Raw genomic sequence first — 20934 nt, 5'->3', positions numbered from 1 at the left:
TAATCCATGTCGTTATTGACCACGCTGCTTCATCAGATCTTTATTTCCATGCCGCTGTTTGTGCTGATCGCTCTGGGATGGCTGCTGGTGCGCTGGCGTCAGTGGCCGGAGAGTATCACCAGCGCCATTAACCGGCTGGTGTTCCGCGTGGCGCTGCCTGCCATGCTGTTTCGCCTGATGTGCGACTTCAGTGATGGGCCGTCGGTGGATGCCCGCCTGCTGATTGCCTTTTTCGGCGGCTGTCTGCTGGTGTTTATCATTGGCAGGATTGTGGCATCTAAGGTGTTTAAGCTTGATGGCGTGGCCGGATCGGTGTTCGCCCTCGGCGGTATTTTCTCCAATAACGTGCTGCTGGGCCTGCCCATTGCCCGCGTGATGCTGGGCGACGAGGCGATCCCCTCCGTTGCGCTGGTGCTGGTGTTTAACGGCTTAATTCTCTGGACGCTGGCCACCGTTTCGGTGGAGTGGTTCAGGCACGGGGCGCTCAACCTGAAGGGCTTCGGCAATACCGCGCTCAGCGTACTGAAAAATCCTCTGATTATCGGCATCCTTTCCGGCACCTTGTTCAGCCTGACCGGGCTGCCATTGCCTGTCTTCGTTGATCAGCCCGTGACCATGCTGGGGCAGATCGCCGTGCCGTTGGCGCTGGTGGCACTGGGCATGAGTCTGGCGAGTTACCGGATTAAAGAAGGGCTGGCCATCAGCTATGCGCTGAGCGCCATTAAGCTGATCGTGCAACCCCTGGTCGTGTGGGGCCTGGCCTGGATGATTGGGCTGCCGCCGATGGAAAGTAAAGTGGTGGTACTGCTGGCCTCCATGGCCGTGGGCGTGAACGTGTATCTAATGTCGCAGCAGTTTAACGCGCTGACGGGGCCTGCGGCGACGAGCATGCTTTTGACCACGCTTTTTTCGGCAATTACCACGCCAATTCTGATGCTTACGATGGATTGGGCGTATGGGTGAGTGAGGGAAAATGTGGGGGTGAAAAGCTCTTCTGCAAAACCCCTGCAAAACTCTTCTGCAAAACCCGGCAGTTTTATACTGCCACGACCTTCCATTCCTTACCTCGATCATCATTATATTTATCAGTCATTGACCTGCTTTTATGGCCCAAAAGAGTCTGTGTATCGATACCCTGATCCCGGTATAAGCGTTCTGATAATGAGCGCTGTTCATGGAAACTTGGTGGCGTTCCAGATGACCAGGAAAGCTCAGATTTATCACGAGCGCGTGAGAAGGTAATCGTTATCGAGTGCTTCTTGAGCTTTTCACCTGGTTTGCAATTTCCCTGAGAATGCCGTTGATGCAATATCCACGGGCTAAGGATTGAATCCCTGCAAATCGCGATCACCTCTCTCAAAGACATCCCGATAGCGTCGCAACGAAGCGAAAGCGGTATAGCAACTTTTGATCCGGTCTTCTCCTGAACTACATGCAGGGCATCATCCCAAATGTCAGAAAATTTCATTTCAGAAATATCACCAACACGCTGCCCGGTAACAAGAGCGAGTAGCATCGCCCGTGATACCCATGGTTGCATCTTTTCGGCTTCGGCATAGATGACATGCCACTCTTCGAGAGAAAGGCGCTGCCGATTAACGCGGGCTTTAGGATTTTTGGTTGCCAGGGCAGGGTTATAGCCCGGTGGGACTTCTCCGGCATGCTGTGCCTCCCTGAATACGTCAATCAGCACAGACCTGCACAGCTGGGCCATCCTTGGCACGCCGCGTGTAACGTATTCATCGATAATTACTGCTATGTCCCTTGTACCCACTTCATTTAGTGGGCGAATACCGCATTGTGTGACCAGCGATCTGAGTGCTGACTCTCTGCCTGCTGCGGTAGCCGGTTTGATTTCCCCAGCTGCGACTTTGCGAACGAGGATCTTGCTATACTCTTCCACCCATGACTTTGTGGTAATACTCTTGCCACTACTTTTAGCTATCTGCTCCCGCGCCCTGAGCATGTTTGCCATCTGATTCTCAGCTAACCGACTGTTAGCCTCAACGGCTATTACCTTTGCTGCAGCTTCATCGGTGCCGAGACCGTGAAACTTCCCAGTCACAGGGTGTTTGTAGCGCCAATACACCTTTTTGGTCCGGGCATCGGTATAGCATGAAAGCCCGGCTATGCTTACGTTGTATTTACGTGGACGTGCCATCAGCAAGAATCCTTTTCAGTCGGTCATCATCATTATTTTTTATCGTGGGCTTGATGCCATATCCCACAAATCGAGCAGTACGTTCTACACGCCAGCAACGCCCAGCTTTAAAAGGAGAGGGCGATATCATGCCATTTTTTGCGTACTTTAAAAGCGATGGCATGCTGGGGATCGGTTCGTCGAATTCTTCCTTTGCCCAGTCCTGTAATTTGACAGTTCTGCTCACTTTTTAACCTCCAGACGGTAAGATCCAGCTGGCGCCCGGAAACCGTTGCACCAGCTGTGGATTTCTCAAAATCATTCAGGCACACGCACGCAGGGTGGTATAGTGGCCGGCACTAAAGAACTCCATGATTGAAACGCCTAGGGCTTCGGCATACTTCTCGCATGTTGAAACACTGGGTTTATCGTGTGCCAGCACGCCATGAACAGAGCGAGCGGGGATACCCATGCGTTTCGCCACATCGTTCAGCGGAATGCCGTGGGTGAGCGACAGGCTTTGAACTGCCAGGCTGAACGAGAACTTTCCCGGATCTGCTGATGGCGGCTGTTTTTGCTTCAGGCTGGTCAGCGCAATCTGGTGCAGTGCCATCGTTGTTTCCAACACTTCAGCCGGTGCAGTATTACGTGCAATGGCAATTTTCAACTGCGATATGCGAAGCTCGCATTCAGCAATAAGTAATGGTGTATTCATCTTTACGGCGCCAGTAGCTCAACTCTTCATCGACGTGCCAGCATGCATCGCCCTGATCTTCAAATGGCGGTTCATCGCCGTGATGCCGTGCCTCGATAGTGACTTCAGCATTCCGGCGGCAGAACTCTTTCCACTGCTTGCGGCCTTTCTTCCACCCACGGTGCCAGCCCAGCGCCTTCGTTTCGATACGCCACGCGCGGTTGGCCAGCTGCATTTGAGATTTGCTCATCATTCACCTGCCTTTGCTGCTTCCAGCACCTGCCTGAAAGAACCGCGTGGTGATTCGCGCCACTCCCAAATATTTTCTTCGCGATGGATCCAGCGATCCTGTGATACAGCCCAGCCAATCGCTTCGCTCATAGTGGCGTTAAGCTGCTCGCTTTTTTCGAGAGCTTCCAGTAGCTGCATTACCGTTTCCGCCTGTAGTGCCGGCAGGGCGTTTGCCAGATTTTGCGCGTTTTGTTTTAGCTGATTTTTTGTCTGCATTCTTTTTTACCTTCATGACGCTTACGGGTACCGGACGAGTGGTGTTAATTTGTGCGCGAATACGTGCACGGCTACGCATTTCCCAGATAATGACAGCCGCCCAATCACAGCCATCGTCAGGTTGCTGGCTGGTACCGAATTTCAGGCCGCCGGAGTCTTCATTACTCATGCTCAATCCTTAATCGGCCCCGAAAGGCCGGGCGTGTTATGCGGCGTATTCCGGCTTCATATCAAGAAGTGTGACGCTGTAACCTTCATACAGCTCGTCCCCCAGGTGACGTTTCGCGGCGGCCAGCGCACGTTCAGCATTCTGGAATGCTGCAACGGCACCAGGTTCATCCGGCTGCGGCAGAGAGTTAATTGCCGCTTCGACCTTGTTGCGGTGATCAACCAGGTAATACCGCTTCACGGCTTTGTTCTTCAGCTCGGTGAACAGCGCTGTTCCGAGGGTTGCCTTTTGTGCCTCGATATCCACCCGAATAGCTTTTGCGCTGTCTACATCTTCTGAGGACTCAATACGGTCGCGGAATTGATCCGCCAGGGCATCAATGCTGGCATTCGATTTCTGCTCACTCCCGGTGGTGGCCTCGCTGGTGATTTCCTGCACGCTCACACGCTGTGCTGGCGCCGGGTTAATCTCGCGCTCTGTGCGCTGCTCTACTTCGTCAGGGCTGTAAACGCCGAGGATCACTTCCGGACAGTACAGACGCGCCCAATACTTCACGCCGAGATAAGCGATCTGCTGCTTCGGATTTGAAACCCACAATGGCGAGTTACGTGTTACGACGCCCGACAGGTAGATAGGTTCGCCCCATGTGATTTCTGTCTCGTCGCGGAGGACCGCCCCGACTTCAATGTAGAGGCCGATCTCGTCTTCATCAGACCAGCCACGCACGCGCTCGGTTACATTGTATTTGCCATTCTTCCCGTTCTTTTCTCGCGTAACCTCCTGAGTGCGGGTGCAGCGCTCCCATTCCCCACCGTAGCGGTAATGGAACCGGCCTTTAATGGCGCTGGAGCTGGCGATCACTGCATTCACAAGCTGAGCTTCGTAACCCAGCACCCCGTTAACCAGGTGCGTTTTCTGCGCGACGGCGTAGGGATTCATGCCCCACTGCATCGCCTGCATAACGATAGCCATGCAATCGGCTGGTTTCCCTGCCAGATGCGCGGGCACGGTAACGGCAGACTGGGCCATCAACCCGGCGAACGCCTGCAGCTGGCCCAGAGCCTGGACGTTGAAAATCGAGTTGCTGGCCGAAATGGTGTTAGGTGCCTGCTGCTCAGTGGTTACGATATTTGTGTTTTCCATCGTCATTCCCCTTATGCCTGGCTGCGCAGCGCTTCAAGGCGGCGCAGGTCGAAATCGTTCAGTTCGTCGGTGTAATCGTCGGTGATCGGCGCTGGCCACTTCCCGGTATCGAAAGCGTTCGCGATGGCGCGCATCGTGGCCTGGTATTCATGGTTGCCCAGCTCAAGCAGTTCGGCACCGGCCTCAACGATGGCGATCCAGTGGTAGCCCTCATCCTTGTTCACGAATATCCAGAAGAACTGGTCCAGTGCCGCAGTGTTCATGTACATGGCAGCGCTCAGGTGGTAATCACGCTCGATGATTTCACGGTGAAGACGGGCGCGCAGGCCGGACTGCTTCACGTTCCACATGCTGATAGTTTTCAGATCGAAGCCGATGCGGACGCCGCTCATATCAATTTCGAGGTCTGGACGTACACGGATTTCCAGACCGGTTTCATCGTGGATGCCGAAATAGCTCACTTCAACAGCGCGGTTCGGGTGTGCCAGGAACTTACCTGCGGTCGGGTGTGACAGCAGGGCGTCCTGAATGGCCTGGGCTGTTACCAGCTGCGCACGGGTGACCAGGATTTTGTCGTCCGGGTTTTCGCGCCAGGCATCCAGCAGTTCGTCGGCGAATACTGCGTCCGGGGTAACGCTTTTGACGGACTGAATCAGATCGGCTTTGGTGCCGGACACTTTCAGCGGCGCGGGTTTCAGCGCTTCCTGCGCCACCAGGTCAGGGGTGATGATCGCCAATTGCTCGAGCAGCACGTCGCGGCTGCCGCTGGTTTTAACCTGAGCGGGTAGTGTGGCGTTGTACTCCTTAATGCAGGCTTTCATTGCTGCTGCGGTTTGTTTCTGGCCTTCCTCGATGCGCTGGTAGTCCGGCGGCAGCGCCATATAGCTCTGGCCTGTTTCTTCTGCGGATGCCCCGAGCGGCACCTGGGCTGGCAGCGTGGCGTTGTGTGCATCCAGCAGCACTTTGATATCGTCGGCGCTCAGCATCGGCGGCAGGCTGGCGTTATGCGTGTCGATGAACTCGCGTAGGGTCGCGGTGGTGGTGAATGCACCATCGGGGATAATCGGCTCAACGCTGAATTCCGCTTCCAGATTTTCCGGCTGGAGTGCCAGCTCGTGGACAAGGTTTCCCATATCCAGCACCTTCGAGTTTTCACGGGCGATGGTTTTAGAAACGTGGCGGGCGTTGAAATACATCAGCGAGACACGGGCATCTTTAACCTGCGTGCTGCTGATGCCATTCGCGGCGTGATAGACGTTGTTTGGCAGACCCTCATAGCGGCCAGGCTCGAACTCTGTCGGGAATGCCTCAGTGATTTCAGTGGGTTCTGCCTGTTCAGTTGGTTGTACTTCCGTTTCTTCACCTTCAATTGAGGCGGTTTCTGGCACAACTTCCGGCGCAGTTTCCTGTTCTGTGGTAACCACGGGTACCGACTGTGGTTCCGTCTGCGCTGTCTCAGCAACAAGTGCGGTGATATCGAACTTGCCATCGCCCATGGCCTTGATCGGTCCCTCGGCTGGCGGCGCAGCTGCTACATCAGCGACCTCTACAGACGAGCCATTCGCCAGAGCGACAAGCTCCGGACACGGGTTTGCATGATCTGATTCTGTCAGGCTGCTGTTGATGTGTGCCTGTAGATCACCCGGTATGAGATGTGTGTTCTCCTGCGCTGTGCGGACAACAGCAAATATTGCAGCACGCGAGAAATCCAGAATTCCCGGCGTGTTACTCAGTGCACGGTGCCATGGCGATGCTTTAATGCAGGCCACGAGATCACGATCACGACAGAAGGCAGCAAATTTAGATTCAGGTATTGCAAAACTGGATTAGAACGCTTATATTTCGTATAAATCTGATATTGTCGCCATAGCTTTGGTTGACGACCAAATTAAAAGCCTCGCACCTCGCGGGGCTTCCTTGTTTCTGGGCTGCGCTAACGCGTGGCCCTTTTCTATTTCAGGCCCATGGAACCCGTAACACGCTGCCTGAATCTTTTTCTACTCACACAGCGCCCCGATAACGGAGGTGCGGATATGCAGCGAATGAACCCTACAGACGGACATAACCTTCCTTACTGGTGGTCGACTCTGCTCGCTGGTTTTTCTCTTCTGTCTCTCCAGGACTATGTGTTCATCATCGGCGCGGTGATCTCGGCGTACTTCACAATCAAGACGTATTACGCGAAACGCCGTGATGAACGCGCCCGCCTGGATGAAGAGAAAAAGCGAACCCGGTTGCTGGAAGAATACCTCCAGGACGTGGCGAAAAAGCCTGAGCACGAGCGGCCGGCATCAGCTGAGGTAGTTACAGAGGCAATGAAAAAGGTGATACATGTCGGCGATTAAGAAAGCAGGTGGTGCGGCAGGCGTCGTATGTTCGGTTGGTACGATTATCGCGATTATCCTGAGCGCGGGTAATGTCCGCACTAATCATCGCGGCCTGGATCTAATAGGTAATGCTGAATCCTGTCGACGAGATCCATACGTTTGTCCTGCGGGCGTACTGACCGACGGCATCGGCAACACCCACGGCGTTAAAGCGGGTGTACGCAAAACCGATGAGCAGATCGCACGAGACTGGGAACGAAACATCCTTCAGGCCGAACAGTGCGTTAACCGCTGGGCCGCCGGTAAGCAACTCAGCAACAATACTTTCTCAGCAGTGACATCCCTGACGTTTAATGTCGGCTGTGGTGCCATGCAGAAATCGACGCTGTTCCAGCTGTTGCGCCAGGGTGAAACTGCACTGGCCTGTGAGCAATTTCCGCGCTGGGTTTATGCTGGTGGCGTGAAACTGAATGGCCTGGTCACCCGGCGCGCAGCAGAGAAAGCGCTCTGCCTGGATGGTGTGTGATGGGGCGCATAGCGGCCATTATCGGCGGTGCGGCAATTCTGACGCTGGTGGTCCTGGCCCTGCTGGTGAATCACTACCGCGACAACGCCATTGAGTACAAGCAGCAACGCGACGATAAAGCCGAAGAGCTGAACCTAGCGAACGCCACCATCGGCGATATACAGGTGCGCCAGCGTGAAGTCGCCGCACTCGATGAGAAATACACTAAGGGGTTAGCTGATGCGAAAAAGCAGCTTGATGATCTGCAGCGTTGCGTTAGCTCTGGCAAATGTGGGCTGCGCATCAACGCAAAGTGTCCCGCGAACGGAACGGCCAGCGCCACCGGCCTGGATGATGCAGCCAGCCCCCGACTTACTCACTCCGCTGAACGGGATTATTTCACCCTCAGAGAGCGAATTGCCACGGTGACCGGCCAACTGATTGGCTTACAGGATTATGTGCGCCAGCAGTGTTTGAAGTGACCATCACAGGGCGCACTCGCAAATGGGCCTGATTAATGACAATGAAACTGTTGGGAAAATTGATTATCTTCTGAGTGCAGCAATCACAACTCAGAAGGAATAGATGATGATTTATTCGAGAATTGAAACACGCTACATCACGAGCGGTACAAATACGCGCCTCGTAAGATATGATGCCATTTATGTTGATGATGACACCATTGTGGTTAAAGTTTTTGATGATCAGCAGCGCGAGATATCACCACCAAATTCAATTATTGAGGTTGCAGCGTTACAGTTTACGAGAGAAGAGTATAGGTCCGAGCATGGAATTGGCGGACCTCAGCGTTCTGTGCAGTTCAGAATGCCCCCATCTTTTGAGAGCCACGTTTGGGATAAATGCCAAGAGCATCGAAACTCACTGACCGACTGATTTATGCAAACCGCCTCCGGGCGGTTTTTTATTGCCATCGCCGTGCGGCATTACATCAGGCATCACTGAGTGCCTGTGATAATGTCTAATTACCCTAGATAAACATAGCGCGGAAATTTGGATCAATCGCGTCTACTTCCTGCAGCGTTAGAAGACTTGGTTCAAGATTGAGAATCTGAAAAGACTCAAGCAGCGCATCCGCACACTTCGTAGGACTAAGAGGTTTCTGCTTCTCAAATGCTTCTACTACTTTATTAGCTAAAGCAAGGGCATCCGGCATATTTCGGCATGCGCTCAATTGGATTTTTTTCTCATAACCCTCATCTAAAGGACCTAACAGGGCGCTTGCTATAAATGCTCCCCTGATTGACGCCACAAGAGAAGGATGGACGTCTTGGCCCAGCGTTCTGGCATCAATACTTGAAACTAAATCATCTATGCCGGGTTTATAGTCAGGAATTTCATTAAAACCCATCTGCCTAACGATTTCCCAAACATCAGGATGCAAGGCCAAATTCGATAGCATTCGCAAAGTTTGATATTCGGTGGTCCCTCTTTGGATTGAAGGGCAGACAGTAAAGAATGGCCAACCCTCTATGACTAAAATTAGATGCGCCAGTTCATGGCAGGCAGTGGCTTCAGTTAATGCCGAGTTGGGATCTATTAGCAAACGCCATCCTTCTTGGTTTACATAGGCCATAGAGCATCGGGCTACTTCCCTATGCTCATCTGACATGTAACCAGTCGAAATGATTCCCAGCCTGGATTCGATTTCCTCAGTGAGTTTTATGAGGCGTTCGTTTGTTAATAAATTCTTCAAAGCATTATCCTTTATAATTTGTACTGTCGCGACGAGGTGGATAGCCAGCCTGGTGCTAAGACATTAATTATTTTGCGTTAGTAATAACACGCGCCTCAACTGACCACATTTCTGACAGGGATAAATATGGCACTCACCGACAAACAAGAAATGTTCTGTCGCGAGTAAATCATCGATTTAAACGCCACGCAAGCGGCTATTCGGGCGGGGTACAGCGATAAGACCGTAAACAGAACTGCATCTGAAAACCTGTCTAAACCTGACATTCAGAACAGAATCTCTGAACTAAAGTGAGCGATAAATACATAATTCACCCTAATGTTTCATATGGTTTTTTCTTCCAGTAAATTAGCTTATTTCCATCACAATGCCCACCTGAGTAGGCATCGTAATGGTTATAAACGGAGAGATATCACATGGCTAAACCGGACTGGGGAGACCTCCAAAAACGGTTCCTGTCCGATCATGCCAAATCCGGTATTTCACCGAAAGACTGGTGCGAAGAGCAGGGACTGAATTACACATCTGCGCGGCGCTATATCAAAAAGCCAACTGCACAAAAAACTGCGCAGAAGAAAGTGCGCAATGCGCAGGCTGAACAAACCCCTAGAGCTGCGCAGCATGAGCAAACACCAACTGATGCGCAGACCAATGCGCAGGAAACCGCGCAACCCTTCAATCTGCGCAATTACGGGCTGAACGATATGCAGGTCAGGTTTGTTGAGGAATATCTTATCGACCTCAATCGCACCGCCGCATACAAGCGATCTGGCTACAAAGGCGAGGGTAATACGGCATACGTCAACGCTTCTCGCTTGCTAAGGAATGCTAAGGTCAGCCAGGCGATACGCGATGCACTGGACGAACGCTCACGAAGAGTGAAAGTAACTCAGGACGAAGTGTTGAAATGGTGGTGGGACATTGCGACAGCAGACGCGACGCAACTGACCGAACATCACCGTTGCTGCTGCCGTTACTGCTGGGGGTTCGGACATAACTATCAGTGGCGTGATGCTGTCGAATTTGATGAAGCTGTGGAAAAGGTCGCAGGGAAGGAAGGAGCCAGGCAACCGCAGGACACTGGCGGCTACGGCTACGACGGCACGCTGGACCCTAACCCGGATTGCCCGCGCTGCAACGGCGTTGGTATCGGCCACTCTGTATTCCACGATACACGGGATCTAAGCGGTGCAGAGCGTAGGCTGTTCGCCGGGATTAAAGAGGGGAAAGCCGGTCTGGAGGTGATCACCCGTAATCAGGATGACGCGATGAAGATGGTCGCCCAGCACCTCGGTATGATGAAGACCAAAACAGAACTGAGCGGGCCGAATGGTGAGCCTATCCAGCACAGCCACTCTGTAAGTGCGGAGGATCTCACTGATGAGCAACTCGCCGCAATTATCGGCGGTAAGTAAGCAGGCAGCAGCCAGGGAGCTACTAAAGCGGCGTAACGCGCGGAACAGTCTTCACGATTTCATTCAGTACATCAACCCTGATTACATCGTCAGCGACTTTTCGCGAAAGGTCTGCTCTGAGCTGGACATCTTCCTGGAGGATATGGCAGCCGGGAAGAGGCCGATACTGATTCTCGGCGCGCCGCCGCAGCATGGTAAGTCGGATATCGTTTCGCGTTACCTCCCTGCGTATTTCTTCGGCAGATACCCTGATATGCGTGTCGGTGCGCTGTCGTACTCCGCTGACCTGGCTGGAGACATGAACGCTGACGTTCAGCGGATTATGTCCACACCGGAATACCGCAACATATTCCCCGGTGCCTGGCTGGGCAACAAGCCCGCTGACGGCGTGGCGGTGAAGCGCAACACCGATGAGTTTGGCATTGCCAACCACAAAGGGACATATGTCTGTGCGGGCGTGGGTGGTCCGCTGACGGGTAAGAAAATTGACCTCGGTATCATCGATGACCCGATAAAGAACTCGAAAGAAGCGCTGTCGCCGGCTTTGCACTGTGCGGCGTAAATCCGCTGTCCACGGCTATTTCTATTCCTAAACAGAACAGGTTGATGAAAGGAAATACCGACCACGACGGCGACCTTGTGCTCACTGGCGACATCACCCAGCAGGGCGGCGTTACCACCCTGGAGTCATGTGTGGTTCGTGGCCGGATGCAGTACGAGTCACTGGAAACATCGGGTCAGAGCGGTGTCAGCGGATCATTCAGAAGCGCTGACGACAAAACAATCACAGTAACCAACGGAATTATTACGGGGATCGCATGATTGTATCAGCTCTTGATAAGGACAATGACTGGACGTTTGGTCGGGGTCGTCAGAACTGCATCACTGGTGGCATAGCCATTGCACAGAAAGTAAAGACCCGGGTGCGATCATTCAGCAACGACAATCCACTCAATATGAGCGACAACATCGACTGGCTGTACCTGCTCTCAGATAAGAACACAGAGCAGGAAACACTGCGTGAAATCGAGAGGGTTGTCCTGGCAACTGATGGCGTGATGCGAATCATTGAGCTGTCGATGACTGTCAATAAAGCAACGCGGCATCAGGTCATCGAATTGCGTATTGAAACCGTATTTGATGAACAGTAAGTAATATTTCCTGTAAGCGGGGCACAGAAAAATGGCACTACAGTTCGATAATAACGGACTTCAGGTGGATACATTCAGGGAGATATTTCAATCCCTTACTGATGGGTACAAGACCATCTACGGTCAGGATATTGACTTAGACCAGGACTCGCCCGATGGTCAGCGCGTTGCGCTGGAGGCCCAGGCACGAACGGACGTTGAAGCAGCACTGCAATGGCTCTATTCACAGATGGATCCTGACTTTAATACGGGTGATATGCAGCAAATTATTGCGAAGCTACATGGCCTTTATTTGCGTCCTGGCTCCCGGTCACAACGCGACTTAAAGGTCACGACCGACAGGCCCGTTCTTCTGTACAGCGGATACCGGATCCGCGACCAGGCCAATCAGGTCTGGTTTATCCGACAGGATGTGACTGTGGCGGCCGGAACCACGGCAGTAACCTTTTTCGCGCAAAACTTCGGGAAAGTTACAGGGCTGGTGGCGGACACTTTCACGCAAATTACGCCTGAACCTGGCGTGTTGAGCATTATCTCTGATACAGAGGCCGTGGTCGGGCGAGATGAGGAAACGCCGGAAGAATTTCGTCAGCGCCGGAACCGCTCGCTCGAGAACCCGGCCACAGGCAGTACCGGGGCGATTTTCGCCAAAGTCGCACAGCTCCCCGGTGTCACGGATCTGAATATTGATGAGAACGACACCAGAGTCGACGACGAGGCCACTGGCATCCCCGCGAATTCAGTATGGCTTGTTGTTGAAGGTGGGGCTATCTCAGAAATTATATCGGTCATGGTCAAGCAGAAAGGGGGAGGCACCGGTACTAAAGGCACCGTCACCGGGAGATACACCGAAACGCTCGTCAGGCCCGACGGCACGACTCTTTTGATAGCCCACGATCTCCAGTTCGACCGCCCAGTATATAAACCCCTGCATATCAAGCTGACCGCCCGGCGGAAGGTGGCAAACGATCCGGTAGACCTCGACACGCTAAAAGCGGCGCTGGCCGCGCGCGTTATACACATTGGCGAATCGGTTGATGCCAATGAATTTTATGAGAATGGCTACGGTGCTGGCCGGGTTAATTTCGTGCTGACCAATCTGCAAATCAGTGATGATGGCGCCACGTTTACCGACGCTGAATTATCTCCGGGATTTCAGGGGAAATTCACGCTTGATATAGCGAGCATTGATATCGAAGAGGTGATCCCGTGAGTGACGATATCATCAAACGTTACACGCTGATGCTCATCAAGCAGTACTGGGAAAAGCCAAAAGCCCGGGCTGAAATAGAGGCCATGCTGGCGCAGTGGCAGGTAATTGCAGATTTCATCCGTAATCCGGCGAACTTTGATCTCGACCGCGTGACAGGCTATCGACTGGATGTGATAGGGCGAATCGTAGGATTACCGAGAAGCGTACCGGAAGCGCTGGCTAAGGTGTTTTTCGGATTTCAGGAGCATCTCAACTCTGAGGGCTTCGGCAGTAAATCAAACGTCGCATACACAGGCGCTCCGTTTTACAGCAAATTCGCTCCGGCCTACGGCCCTTATCAGTTGGGCGACAATGAATATCGCCGATTCCTGAGGGTGAAAATAGCAAGAAACGCCGCGGCGTCAACTATCGCATCTGACGATCGCGTCAGCCTGCAAGATGTTATACAGGCCGCGTTTAATGGCCGGGCGTACGTCACCGACCGCAAAGACATGACGCTCGCGCTGAATATATCCCCACAGGTGTCAGTTGACGAGCTGCGGTTGATTGTGCGGCTCGGCCTGTTACCAAAACCAGCGGGCGTCCGCTATGACTATTTCTATCAGGTAACGCCTGGCATGACCTTCGGTTTCTCGCGAAACCCGGCAGCCAGAGGCTTTGCCAGCAAGTTCAACGCCGCCTATCAGGGCGGTTTTTTTTCGAGGAAAATTCATGTCTAAAATTGAGCGTTATCAGGGGAATGTTCAGGCTTTCGCCTCAAATGCCCAGGGGCTGGAACGAACAGTGTTCGGCGGAACGACACAAGCGAACGACCTGACATCACAGGTTACAGCGGCATTCTTGCGTGGCTGGGGCATCGTTGGCCCCTCGGAACATCCCTCCCTTGAAGACTTCAACGCCGCCATGCATGCGATGAGCCAGTTTATCGCCTACCAGCATCAGATGGGTGTTCCTGAATGGAATAATACTCAGGAATATTATACTGGCTCTGTGTGTGTCAGAAATGGAGAGGTTTACATTTCACTATCGGACAGTAATGTTGGGAGCGTTCCACCTTCAGCCAAGTGGACACTGGCATTAACAGCTAAGAACGCCCTTGCAAACATTTCCGGCTTTTTAAAGACATCAAACAACCTCTCAGAAATAGCACAAGCTGGAGCAATCGCCCAGGCAGCTGCAATTGCCAATCTAGGGGTTAAAAGGCAGCGCACATATGTTTCCCCTGGGATTACGCTCGTAGCAAACACGCCTGCTATTCAAACCCATGGGTTAACTTTAACCCCAGAAGAGTGCATTCTTAACATTCGACTACGGTGCGTTTCTGCTAACAATGGCTACTCCGTGGGTGATTTTGCTATAGGGTTTGCCGCTAGGATCACTGCTGGAGATACGGGGTCAATGGCTGGATCTCTTGGTGCCGTGCTGACTTCCACAACAGCCCAATTCAACACTGGAAACGCAGGAATTACCATAATGCCAAAGAGCAGTGGAACCGCTGTTGGTATTAATACGACAGGTGCATTCGCTCAGTGGGCTTTAGAATTTATAATCATCTATTAAGGAGTCGCTATGTACGAGCAGAAATGGTGGGTTCATAAAGAAGGATGGATTTACACTGGAGACAAAACTGAAGGAGCAAGAGAAGCCACAAAGGAAGAGGTTGATGATCACTTAGAAGAAGTATATCAGAGCTGAATAACTTGGGTGGTATATTGACAACTAAAAATTTAGCATGTAATTTACCACTCTTTAAAAAGTTAAGACACCGCAATGATTAGAAGTCTACAGGCCTTGAGGTTCTACGCTGCATTCGCCATTGTTATATACCATGCCTGCAGGCAGCATGGTATTGAAACCGGTAGTAACTTTATAAATAAATTGTTCACCCACCAATTGGCGTTTGGTGTTGATATATTCTTTGTAATAAGTGGGTATGTGATTTTTTCATCTTACACAAATAAACCAAAGGGCGCACTTTATTTTATAATAGATAGAATCATAAGAATAGCCCCAATGTACTGGTTTACTACTATTATATTTACTGCCATGCTTTATATTAATTTTGATATTTACCCTCTTAGCGATATAAGCTTTGATGGAATTTTAAAGAGCTTACTATTTATACCAAGCAAGAATCTTCAGGGCATATACCTACCAGTACATAGCGTTGGCTGGTCTTTGAATATGGAAGTTGCTTTTTATGCATTGATGTCAATATCTATTGTTTTGTTCAGCAAGAGAATCGGAATTCCTTTAATTATCCTTGTTTCATTACTTTACGTAATTAGCGGAAGTTTTGACTTTATGAGTTTTTATCACAATGGAATAGTGTTCGAGTTTTTGCTTGGAGTTCTTATTGCTTTAATAACAAAAAGTAAATTACGCAAGCCTACATTAAGCAAGAAATATCTATGGATAATAGTTTCCTTGTGCGTAATTGCAATGATGCTTTTAAGTGATAAGTATCGATTTATTTATTGGGGAATACCTTCCTTCCTTATAGTTCTTTGTCTGGTTTCTTCTGATGTAGAAATAAAAACAAGTGATTTAATGATGTTTTTAGGCGCATCTTCATACTCTTTATATCTGATACATAGAATCGTAATATCTTCCATGTTATGGATTTTCGGTAATAGTGGTAACGCAATAGTATTCATAGCTTCATCAGTTTTGTTAAGTGTTGCAGTGGCAGCACTTACTTACCTTTATGTTGAGCGCCCTGTGGGAATCTGGCTAAAAAATAGAATTTTAATTAGCAAAGAAAGGGATGGCGGCTTGAGACAGGGTGGCATCTAATTTCTCCCACAGATCATAGACCTAACAAATTCCCCAACTCATCCGGTTGACCATTTCGGTTAACCGATCAAATAATACTGTATATCCAAACAGTATAGAGGTGGGCATGGGCAGGCGAGATGACATTCCGTTAGCATTTAGAGAAAGCATAAAAGTTGAGTCCAGCGGTCGGCGCACTGTCGCCACCGCTGATTTTGTGAATGCCCTGGCGGCGGTTAATTACGACTGGACGTTGAAAGAGGCTAATCAGTGGATAGAGCACTATCAGAGCACGTTTCGCGACGTATCTACGGAAGAGGGTGAACATCGGACGTTCCAGCTCTTTAACCCGAACAACGGAGGCTACTGATATGGGCTTTCCTTCACCAGCTATGGACTACATTGAAGATCGGCCATGCCTCAACCGACTGTTCGTCCATCACCCGGCAGCGACATCTTTCATTGAGTTCGGCGGTCTTAATTACGTAGTTGATGCTGCGCTTACACCCCGTGATGGAGACACGCTGTGTTATGAAATATTCGGGGAACTGGCGATCGGGAAAATGATGGGGGGATGTATCGTGACGCCGGACGGTGATGTGATAGAAGGCGACGCGTTGAGTGAAGTGATCGTGATGGGGAAGGTCGCACTGACGATCACCCAACACTATGACTGGGGCAGTCCGACGATTTAGATGTGGCCTGCAAAACCAATGTGTTTATGAACAGTATTATATGGTTTTTTCTTTGCAATGTATTCTGCAAAACTATTTTTAACTTGATGTTATCTAAGTGATTTATAACAGCAAAAAGAATGGCAACAATCCAGCAAAAGACGAAATTATCAGATAAATATCAATTCGTTACGTTATTTTAGTCACAGTACTGTCGCAGCAGTTTAACGCTCTCACCGGGCCAGCCGCTACCAGCATGCTTTTGACCACGCTTTTCTCTGCGCTAACCACACCGTTGTTTATGTTGGTTATGGGTGTGGTTTATGGGTGAGTTAGTGCCTGCCAGGCAGCGGCATGCTGTTACTCGATCTCTTTTTCCTTTAAGTAAATGGCAAGCCAGGAAACGAATTCAAAAGGAGAAGGGCGTAAAAAAGAGACATCACCGATATCTCCCTGGGTGAGATTATTAAGATACAACCTGGCTGTTTCATTATCTGAGAACTCACGGATGAATTCAGAGGCTTCGTTCTGAAGATCTGATTTCAATCCGGTAACCAATTCAGTTGCAGCGTCAACGATCTCAGGATAGTTTTCTCCGTAGGCATCCGCATCGTTGCCTAAGAAGGTTGTCAGAAACACTTTTATCGTTTCATATTTTTCCATGATCATCACTTTATGGGGTAGGCGGTAAGTATGTAATAGGGTTTTTTATTATAGATTTCTTTCAATAAAACAACCCAGAGCTTGTTAGCATCGACCAGCCATTCTCTTGGTTTTCTAGTTCTCAATGGAAACTTCCCAAAATAGAAAGGCTATTAAGCATTAAATTCTACTTGATAGACCTGCGGAGATGAAGAAGACAAATGACGGACACCTAAGTGGAAGGTGGGGAAGAATTTGTCGTAAATTATTGACGGCACTGACGCTGGTTATATAGCAACCGCATTCTGAACAGTTACAAATATCGTGTTCTTTATACCATCGATAATCACACTGCTCATGTGCATATTTTCTGTAGCACCAGGGAGGATTTTAACCGGCTGCTCTATCTGGTAATGATGTCCTGACCCTGGCCTTTCCTTTTACAGGTAATGCACATCTTCTTGCAGCTAGTCGCTTAAATCGTTCCTATGGGTCAGCATATCCCCAGCTCTGCCATGCAGTATATCGGAGGATCTCTACCTTCACCAAGAAACTGCCATCCCTTACACAACAACCCGTTATCTCACAATTACTCACCACGTGGTGATATAGTGGCAAGGCGTCATCAGCGCTGAGTGATAACCAGGTAAATACAATTACTTTTATTAACAGTGTATTAAAGGAGTTCTTATGTCTAACGGAATGGTTAATTTCAAAGCAAAAGTTATCAGTGGGTCAATGACCCTTCCACTCTTGCGTCGAGCTATTGAGTCGGCCGAACCGGGTCGACCAGATATTAATGTGGATATGGGGCAGGTGAGTGAAAGCCTTTTCACTATGGTGGATGAAACGGCCTCAGGCGTGATATTTGAAATACGGTTTAATAACCCGGATGCGCAAAAAGTGAGTATTACTTTCAACGGCGTTGCCTCCGACGTCATCGATGGGGTTATCGGTACAACCAATCCCACGGTGGGGGTTCAGTTGCAAGACGATGACGGCAATATTGTGCCAATAAACGAAGCACGCGACTATCCAGTTTACCCAGGGCCAAACGTGATCAGGTTCACATCCAGCCTGATTGCCACGCACGTCCCTGTGATGGCAGGCCCTCTTGTCGCCAATGCCGTCTTCACCCTGGCGTACATGTGATAGTGAGTGAGCTAAACGTCAGCCCCGGCATCGTCCGGGGCTGAGTTGTTACTGTGGAGGCGCAAACCCTTCTCTGATGTATTCCTGCAGTTCGGCCCCGAAGTACCAGGCAACCAAACCCATTCCAATCACGACGATCGTGATAATTTTCTTGTTCATGGCGACGACATCCTGTGTTGAGAGGGGCATACCTGAGGTATCCCATAAAATATGACAGGCATAAACCTGTACAGGCTAAGTTCTTTCGGTTTGCCAGTGGCACACACCATCAACACGGAGCGATCGGAAAAAACGATCGACCTCTACGATAAATCGCATTGTCGTGGCGGTTTTAAAATCCACAGCGAGCAACTGCTCTGCGGGGATGGGGCCAGTTTGAGGTAAGCCGGACGTCACGCGACAGGACGTCGCGTGCCGAGGCCCGCATGGATGCGGCCGTTGCCGTTCCGGCGTGCTCAAACTGGCCTCAGACCTGAAACCAGACTGTCAGCCACAAATAACCGGGGATCCTTAAGGCCTTATCCTGCCATGTGTGGTGCAGATGCTGAAGTGTTAAACAGGCTTTCATGCTGTAATTTTATTTTATGCTGCTATACGTACAAATAACCTGCAATTAGAAGCATAAACATGCTGAATATTCAGTGCCGTGTCTCGCGTTCTCCGAGGGGAGTAATTTCGGATCTGGCATAATATGCTGTTCGGCCTGGTGTGAATCGGTCATGCAGAGTAACCCTCCCCGATCGTCAGGCATAAAAAACCCGGCTTTCGCCGGGCGGTATAATCTGCACCATTAACGGAACCAGCAATGATCCCGGGCTAAGAATAGCCTCAGGTCAAAAAAGCGCCAGTAAGAATGAGAAATATAATTTTTTCTTAACCCACCACTATGCCAACCACGAGATTGACCAGTCCTGCCAGCAGCATCGTAGCGCCAGGGATCAGATAGTTTTTATCTTGTTTACGCAAGAAAAGGGCGATAAAGAACAGGCCGATAGCCAGTAGTGGCAGGGCGGTGAGGATAAATGTCGACATGCTGACTCCTTAGCAAAACATCTTTCAGTCCAGTGAGAATAGAAAGCACTATAACCCAAACGCTGACACTGAACGCTAAAGCGTGACCGATGTTATGGTTTCGTTAAATTTTGATTGCTGACAAACCATTTATTTCATTATCCTCTAAATACGGTTATTGCATTTCATTTAACCCGTGCGAACATCTTGCTGCCTCTGGAGAATAATAATGAAACATATGAAAAAACTGCTGCTGGTTGCGGCGTTAAGCTGCTCCACTTCTGCACTGGCTGAAACCATTGGTGTTTCAATGGCCTACTTCGACCAGAACTTCCTGACTATTATTCGCCAGGCCATCGATAAAGAAGCGAAGGCACGCGGGATCACCGTACAGTTTGAAGATGCGCGCGGCGACGTAGGGCGTCAGACCGATCAGGTTCAGAGTTTTATCAGTGCCGGTGTGGATGCGATTATCGTTGACCCGGTCAACTCGGCGGGCACCCCGGCGATGACCAAACTGGTCAGCCAGGCCAAAGTGCCGCTGGTGTATGTTAACCGCACACCAGGTGATAAAACGCTGCCGCCGGGTGTGGTGTTTGTTGGTTCTGATGAGAAACAGTCAGGCACCTTGCAGATGGAAGAGCTGGCGCGTCTGGCTAACTATCAGGGTAAAGTGGGCGTGATGATCGGTAACCTCAGCGATGCAGGTGCGCTGCAACGTACCAAAGACGTTGAACAGGTGGTGGCCAAATACCCGAAAATGAAAGTGGTGCAGAAGCAGAGCGCCAACTACTCGCGCAGCGAAGGGATGGACCTGATGCTGAGCTGGATCACCAACGGTGAAGAGATCGATATTGTGGCCGCCAACAATGATGAAATGGCGATTGGTGCCATTATGGCACTGCAACAGTCCGGTAAAAAAGACAGCAAAGTGCTGGTGGGCGGGATTGATGCCACGCCGGACGGCCTGAAAGCGATGTCCTCCGGTAAAATGCAGGTCACGGTATTCCAGGATGCGGTAGGCCAGGGCAAAGCCTCTGTGGATGTGGCCCAGCGCATGATCAAAGGCGAAAAACTCGATTCCTATCACTGGATCCCGTTTGAGCTGGTCACCCCGGAAAATATGAAAAAGTACGAAGAGAAGTAATCTTTTCTGCCAGCGGCCCTGAGAACAAGGCCGCTGTGCATTTTTCCCCTCGCTCCGCATCGTCGTTTTGCTAAACTGCTCAAATGAATAAAAAACTCATTATTGCCGCTATCTTGGCGATCGTCGCCAGCTACGCCGGTCTGCGTCAACAGGGCGAGTCGCGTGCGCCTGCCACCCGCCATGAGCAACCCGTATCCCGCCAGCAGAACGGCAGCAACGACATCAGCGCGCTGACGCAGCAACAGCGCGTGGCGGACTATCTGCATCAGCACCAGCGGCTGCCGGACTATTACATCCGCAAAGGGGATGCGCGGCGTCAGGGCTGGGATCCGTCCAAAGGCAATCTGTGTGACGTGCTGCCTGGCCGGGCAATCGGGGGCGATCGCTTCAGTAATCGTGAAGGGGGCTTGCCGGAGAAAAACGGACGGCACTGGTTCGAGGCTGACGTTAACTATCAGTGCGGGCGGCGTGGAACGGATCGCATGCTCTATTCCAGCGATGGCCTGATCTATGTGACCCGCGACCATTACCGTCACTTTGAGCAGGTGAACTGAG

At 50.8% G+C, this 20934-nt stretch carries 26 protein-coding genes and 4 pseudogenes; 20 read left to right on the top strand and 10 right to left on the bottom strand.

The annotated features are described in order from the left end of the window. Positions 1–6: 6 nt before the first annotated feature. Positions 7–963 (top strand): AEC family transporter, encoded by a 957-nt coding sequence (locus FY046_RS13030; protein ID WP_431022737.1) that lies wholly within the window; start codon positions 7–9, stop codon positions 961–963. Between the two features lie 73 nt (positions 964–1036). Here the strand turns inward: FY046_RS13030 and FY046_RS13025 are convergent, their stop codons facing one another. From FY046_RS13025 to FY046_RS12995, 7 genes and pseudogenes are all read right to left on the bottom strand, one after another. Beyond that, the gene (locus FY046_RS13025; RefSeq protein WP_159337154.1) at positions 1037–2161 is read right to left on the bottom strand and encodes a phage integrase Arm DNA-binding domain-containing protein; all 1125 of its coding nucleotides are present in this window, start codon (positions 2159–2161) and stop codon (positions 1037–1039) included. Next, positions 2145–2387, bottom strand: a complete 243-nt coding sequence (locus FY046_RS13020; RefSeq protein WP_446186141.1) for an excisionase — start codon at positions 2385–2387, stop codon at positions 2145–2147. Before FY046_RS13020 ends, FY046_RS13025 begins: the two co-directional genes overlap by 17 nt. A gap of 75 nt (positions 2388–2462) precedes the next feature. Beyond that, on the bottom strand, positions 2463–2855 hold the full coding sequence (locus FY046_RS13015; protein ID WP_446186140.1) for a helix-turn-helix domain-containing protein: 393 nt from the start codon (positions 2853–2855) through the stop codon (positions 2463–2465). Continuing rightward, positions 2830–3087, bottom strand: a complete 258-nt coding sequence (locus tag FY046_RS13010; protein WP_446186139.1) for a hypothetical protein — start codon at positions 3085–3087, stop codon at positions 2830–2832. Before FY046_RS13010 ends, FY046_RS13015 begins: the two co-directional genes overlap by 26 nt. Next, entirely contained in the window at positions 3084–3341 is a 258-nt protein-coding gene (locus FY046_RS13005; protein WP_446186138.1) for a hypothetical protein, read from the bottom strand. The genes FY046_RS13010 and FY046_RS13005 overlap by 4 nt, the downstream gene beginning before the upstream one ends. A 205-nt stretch (positions 3342–3546) precedes the next feature. After that, positions 3547–4708: pseudogene (locus FY046_RS13000) on the bottom strand (RecT family recombinase). Continuing rightward, a pseudogene (locus FY046_RS12995) lies at positions 4665–6386 on the bottom strand (exodeoxyribonuclease); the annotation flags it as partial. The pseudogenes FY046_RS12995 and FY046_RS13000, both read right to left, overlap by 44 nt. Before the next feature lie 300 nt (positions 6387–6686). On the opposite strand from FY046_RS12995, the gene FY046_RS12990 reads away from it, so the two are divergent. From FY046_RS12990 to FY046_RS12975, 4 genes are all read left to right on the top strand, one after another. Continuing rightward, entirely contained in the window at positions 6687–6998 is a 312-nt protein-coding gene (locus FY046_RS12990) for a hypothetical protein (RefSeq protein ID WP_446186137.1), read from the top strand. Beyond that, the gene (locus FY046_RS12985) at positions 6985–7506 is read left to right on the top strand and encodes a lysozyme (protein WP_446186136.1); all 522 of its coding nucleotides are present in this window, start codon (positions 6985–6987) and stop codon (positions 7504–7506) included. Before FY046_RS12990 ends, FY046_RS12985 begins: the two co-directional genes overlap by 14 nt. Continuing rightward, positions 7506–7967: a lysis protein gene (locus tag FY046_RS12980; protein WP_446186200.1), complete on the top strand. Its 462-nt coding sequence runs from the start codon at positions 7506–7508 to the stop codon at positions 7965–7967. The genes FY046_RS12985 and FY046_RS12980 overlap by 1 nt, the downstream gene beginning before the upstream one ends. 103 nt (positions 7968–8070) lie before the next feature. Continuing rightward, the gene (locus FY046_RS12975; RefSeq protein WP_446186135.1) at positions 8071–8379 is read left to right on the top strand and encodes a hypothetical protein; all 309 of its coding nucleotides are present in this window, start codon (positions 8071–8073) and stop codon (positions 8377–8379) included. A gap of 94 nt (positions 8380–8473) precedes the next feature. Here the strand turns inward: FY046_RS12975 and FY046_RS12970 are convergent, their stop codons facing one another. Next, positions 8474–9199 (bottom strand): hypothetical protein, encoded by a 726-nt coding sequence (locus FY046_RS12970; protein WP_446186134.1) that lies wholly within the window; start codon positions 9197–9199, stop codon positions 8474–8476. Positions 9200–9367: 168 nt separating this feature from the next. On the opposite strand from FY046_RS12970, the pseudogene FY046_RS12965 reads away from it, so the two are divergent. The 12 genes and pseudogenes from FY046_RS12965 to FY046_RS12910 all read left to right on the top strand — a co-directional run. Next, a pseudogene (locus FY046_RS12965) lies at positions 9368–9490 on the top strand (terminase small subunit); the annotation flags it as partial. 125 nt (positions 9491–9615) lie between these two features. Then, positions 9616–10614 (top strand): terminase small subunit, encoded by a 999-nt coding sequence (locus FY046_RS12960; protein ID WP_446186133.1) that lies wholly within the window; start codon positions 9616–9618, stop codon positions 10612–10614. Continuing rightward, positions 10580–11155 (top strand): annotated as a pseudogene (locus FY046_RS12955) (phage terminase large subunit); the annotation flags it as partial. The gene FY046_RS12960 and the pseudogene FY046_RS12955, both read left to right, overlap by 35 nt. A 65-nt stretch (positions 11156–11220) precedes the next feature. Then, a complete protein-coding gene (locus tag FY046_RS12950; protein ID WP_446186132.1) occupies positions 11221–11436 on the top strand; it encodes a hypothetical protein in 216 nt (71 codons plus the stop codon). Next, a complete protein-coding gene (locus FY046_RS12945) occupies positions 11433–11765 on the top strand; it encodes a hypothetical protein (RefSeq protein ID WP_446186131.1) in 333 nt (110 codons plus the stop codon). The genes FY046_RS12950 and FY046_RS12945 overlap by 4 nt, the downstream gene beginning before the upstream one ends. A gap of 31 nt (positions 11766–11796) precedes the next feature. Next, a complete protein-coding gene (locus FY046_RS12940) occupies positions 11797–12978 on the top strand; it encodes a baseplate J/gp47 family protein (protein WP_446186130.1) in 1182 nt (393 codons plus the stop codon). Further along, entirely contained in the window at positions 12975–13697 is a 723-nt protein-coding gene (locus FY046_RS12935; protein ID WP_446186129.1) for a DUF2612 domain-containing protein, read from the top strand. The genes FY046_RS12940 and FY046_RS12935 overlap by 4 nt, the downstream gene beginning before the upstream one ends. After that, positions 13690–14538, top strand: coding sequence for a hypothetical protein (locus FY046_RS12930; protein WP_446186128.1), 849 nt, complete (start codon positions 13690–13692; stop codon positions 14536–14538). Before FY046_RS12935 ends, FY046_RS12930 begins: the two co-directional genes overlap by 8 nt. Positions 14539–14547: 9 nt before the next feature. After that, complete coding sequence (locus FY046_RS12925) at positions 14548–14673, top strand: hypothetical protein (RefSeq protein WP_272952621.1); 126 nt, start codon at positions 14548–14550, stop codon at positions 14671–14673. Positions 14674–14748: 75 nt separating this feature from the next. Then, positions 14749–15774, top strand: coding sequence for an acyltransferase family protein (locus FY046_RS12920; protein WP_446186127.1), 1026 nt, complete (start codon positions 14749–14751; stop codon positions 15772–15774). A gap of 106 nt (positions 15775–15880) precedes the next feature. Further along, positions 15881–16123, top strand: a complete 243-nt coding sequence (locus FY046_RS12915) for a DNA polymerase V (protein ID WP_446186126.1) — start codon at positions 15881–15883, stop codon at positions 16121–16123. Positions 16124–16145: 22 nt separating this feature from the next. Continuing rightward, a complete protein-coding gene (locus FY046_RS12910; protein WP_446186125.1) occupies positions 16146–16448 on the top strand; it encodes a hypothetical protein in 303 nt (100 codons plus the stop codon). Positions 16449–16787: 339 nt separating this feature from the next. On the opposite strand, the gene FY046_RS12905 is transcribed toward FY046_RS12910, so the two are convergent. Continuing rightward, entirely contained in the window at positions 16788–17090 is a 303-nt protein-coding gene (locus FY046_RS12905; protein WP_133846495.1) for a hypothetical protein, read from the bottom strand. A gap of 669 nt (positions 17091–17759) precedes the next feature. Between FY046_RS12905 and FY046_RS12900 the strand changes: the two genes are divergently transcribed. Further along, a complete protein-coding gene (locus FY046_RS12900; protein WP_171148543.1) occupies positions 17760–18221 on the top strand; it encodes a fimbrial protein in 462 nt (153 codons plus the stop codon). A gap of 873 nt (positions 18222–19094) precedes the next feature. Here the strand turns inward: FY046_RS12900 and FY046_RS12895 are convergent. Beyond that, complete coding sequence (locus tag FY046_RS12895) at positions 19095–19253, bottom strand: hypothetical protein (RefSeq protein WP_171148542.1); 159 nt, start codon at positions 19251–19253, stop codon at positions 19095–19097. 208 nt (positions 19254–19461) lie between these two features. Here FY046_RS12895 and FY046_RS12890 point away from each other — a divergent pair, with 208 nt between their 5' ends. After that, positions 19462–20379, top strand: coding sequence for a sugar ABC transporter substrate-binding protein (locus FY046_RS12890; RefSeq protein WP_133846497.1), 918 nt, complete (start codon positions 19462–19464; stop codon positions 20377–20379). Positions 20380–20462: 83 nt separating this feature from the next. Then, on the top strand, positions 20463–20933 hold the full coding sequence (locus FY046_RS12885; RefSeq protein WP_159338176.1) for a ribonuclease domain-containing protein: 471 nt from the start codon (positions 20463–20465) through the stop codon (positions 20931–20933). The last annotated feature ends 1 nt before the right edge of the window (position 20934 follow it).

Source organism: Erwinia sp. 1181_3, from assembly GCF_052824965.1.
Note: the sequence above shows the minus strand (reverse complement) of the source record. Positions and strands in the feature narration are given on the sequence as shown.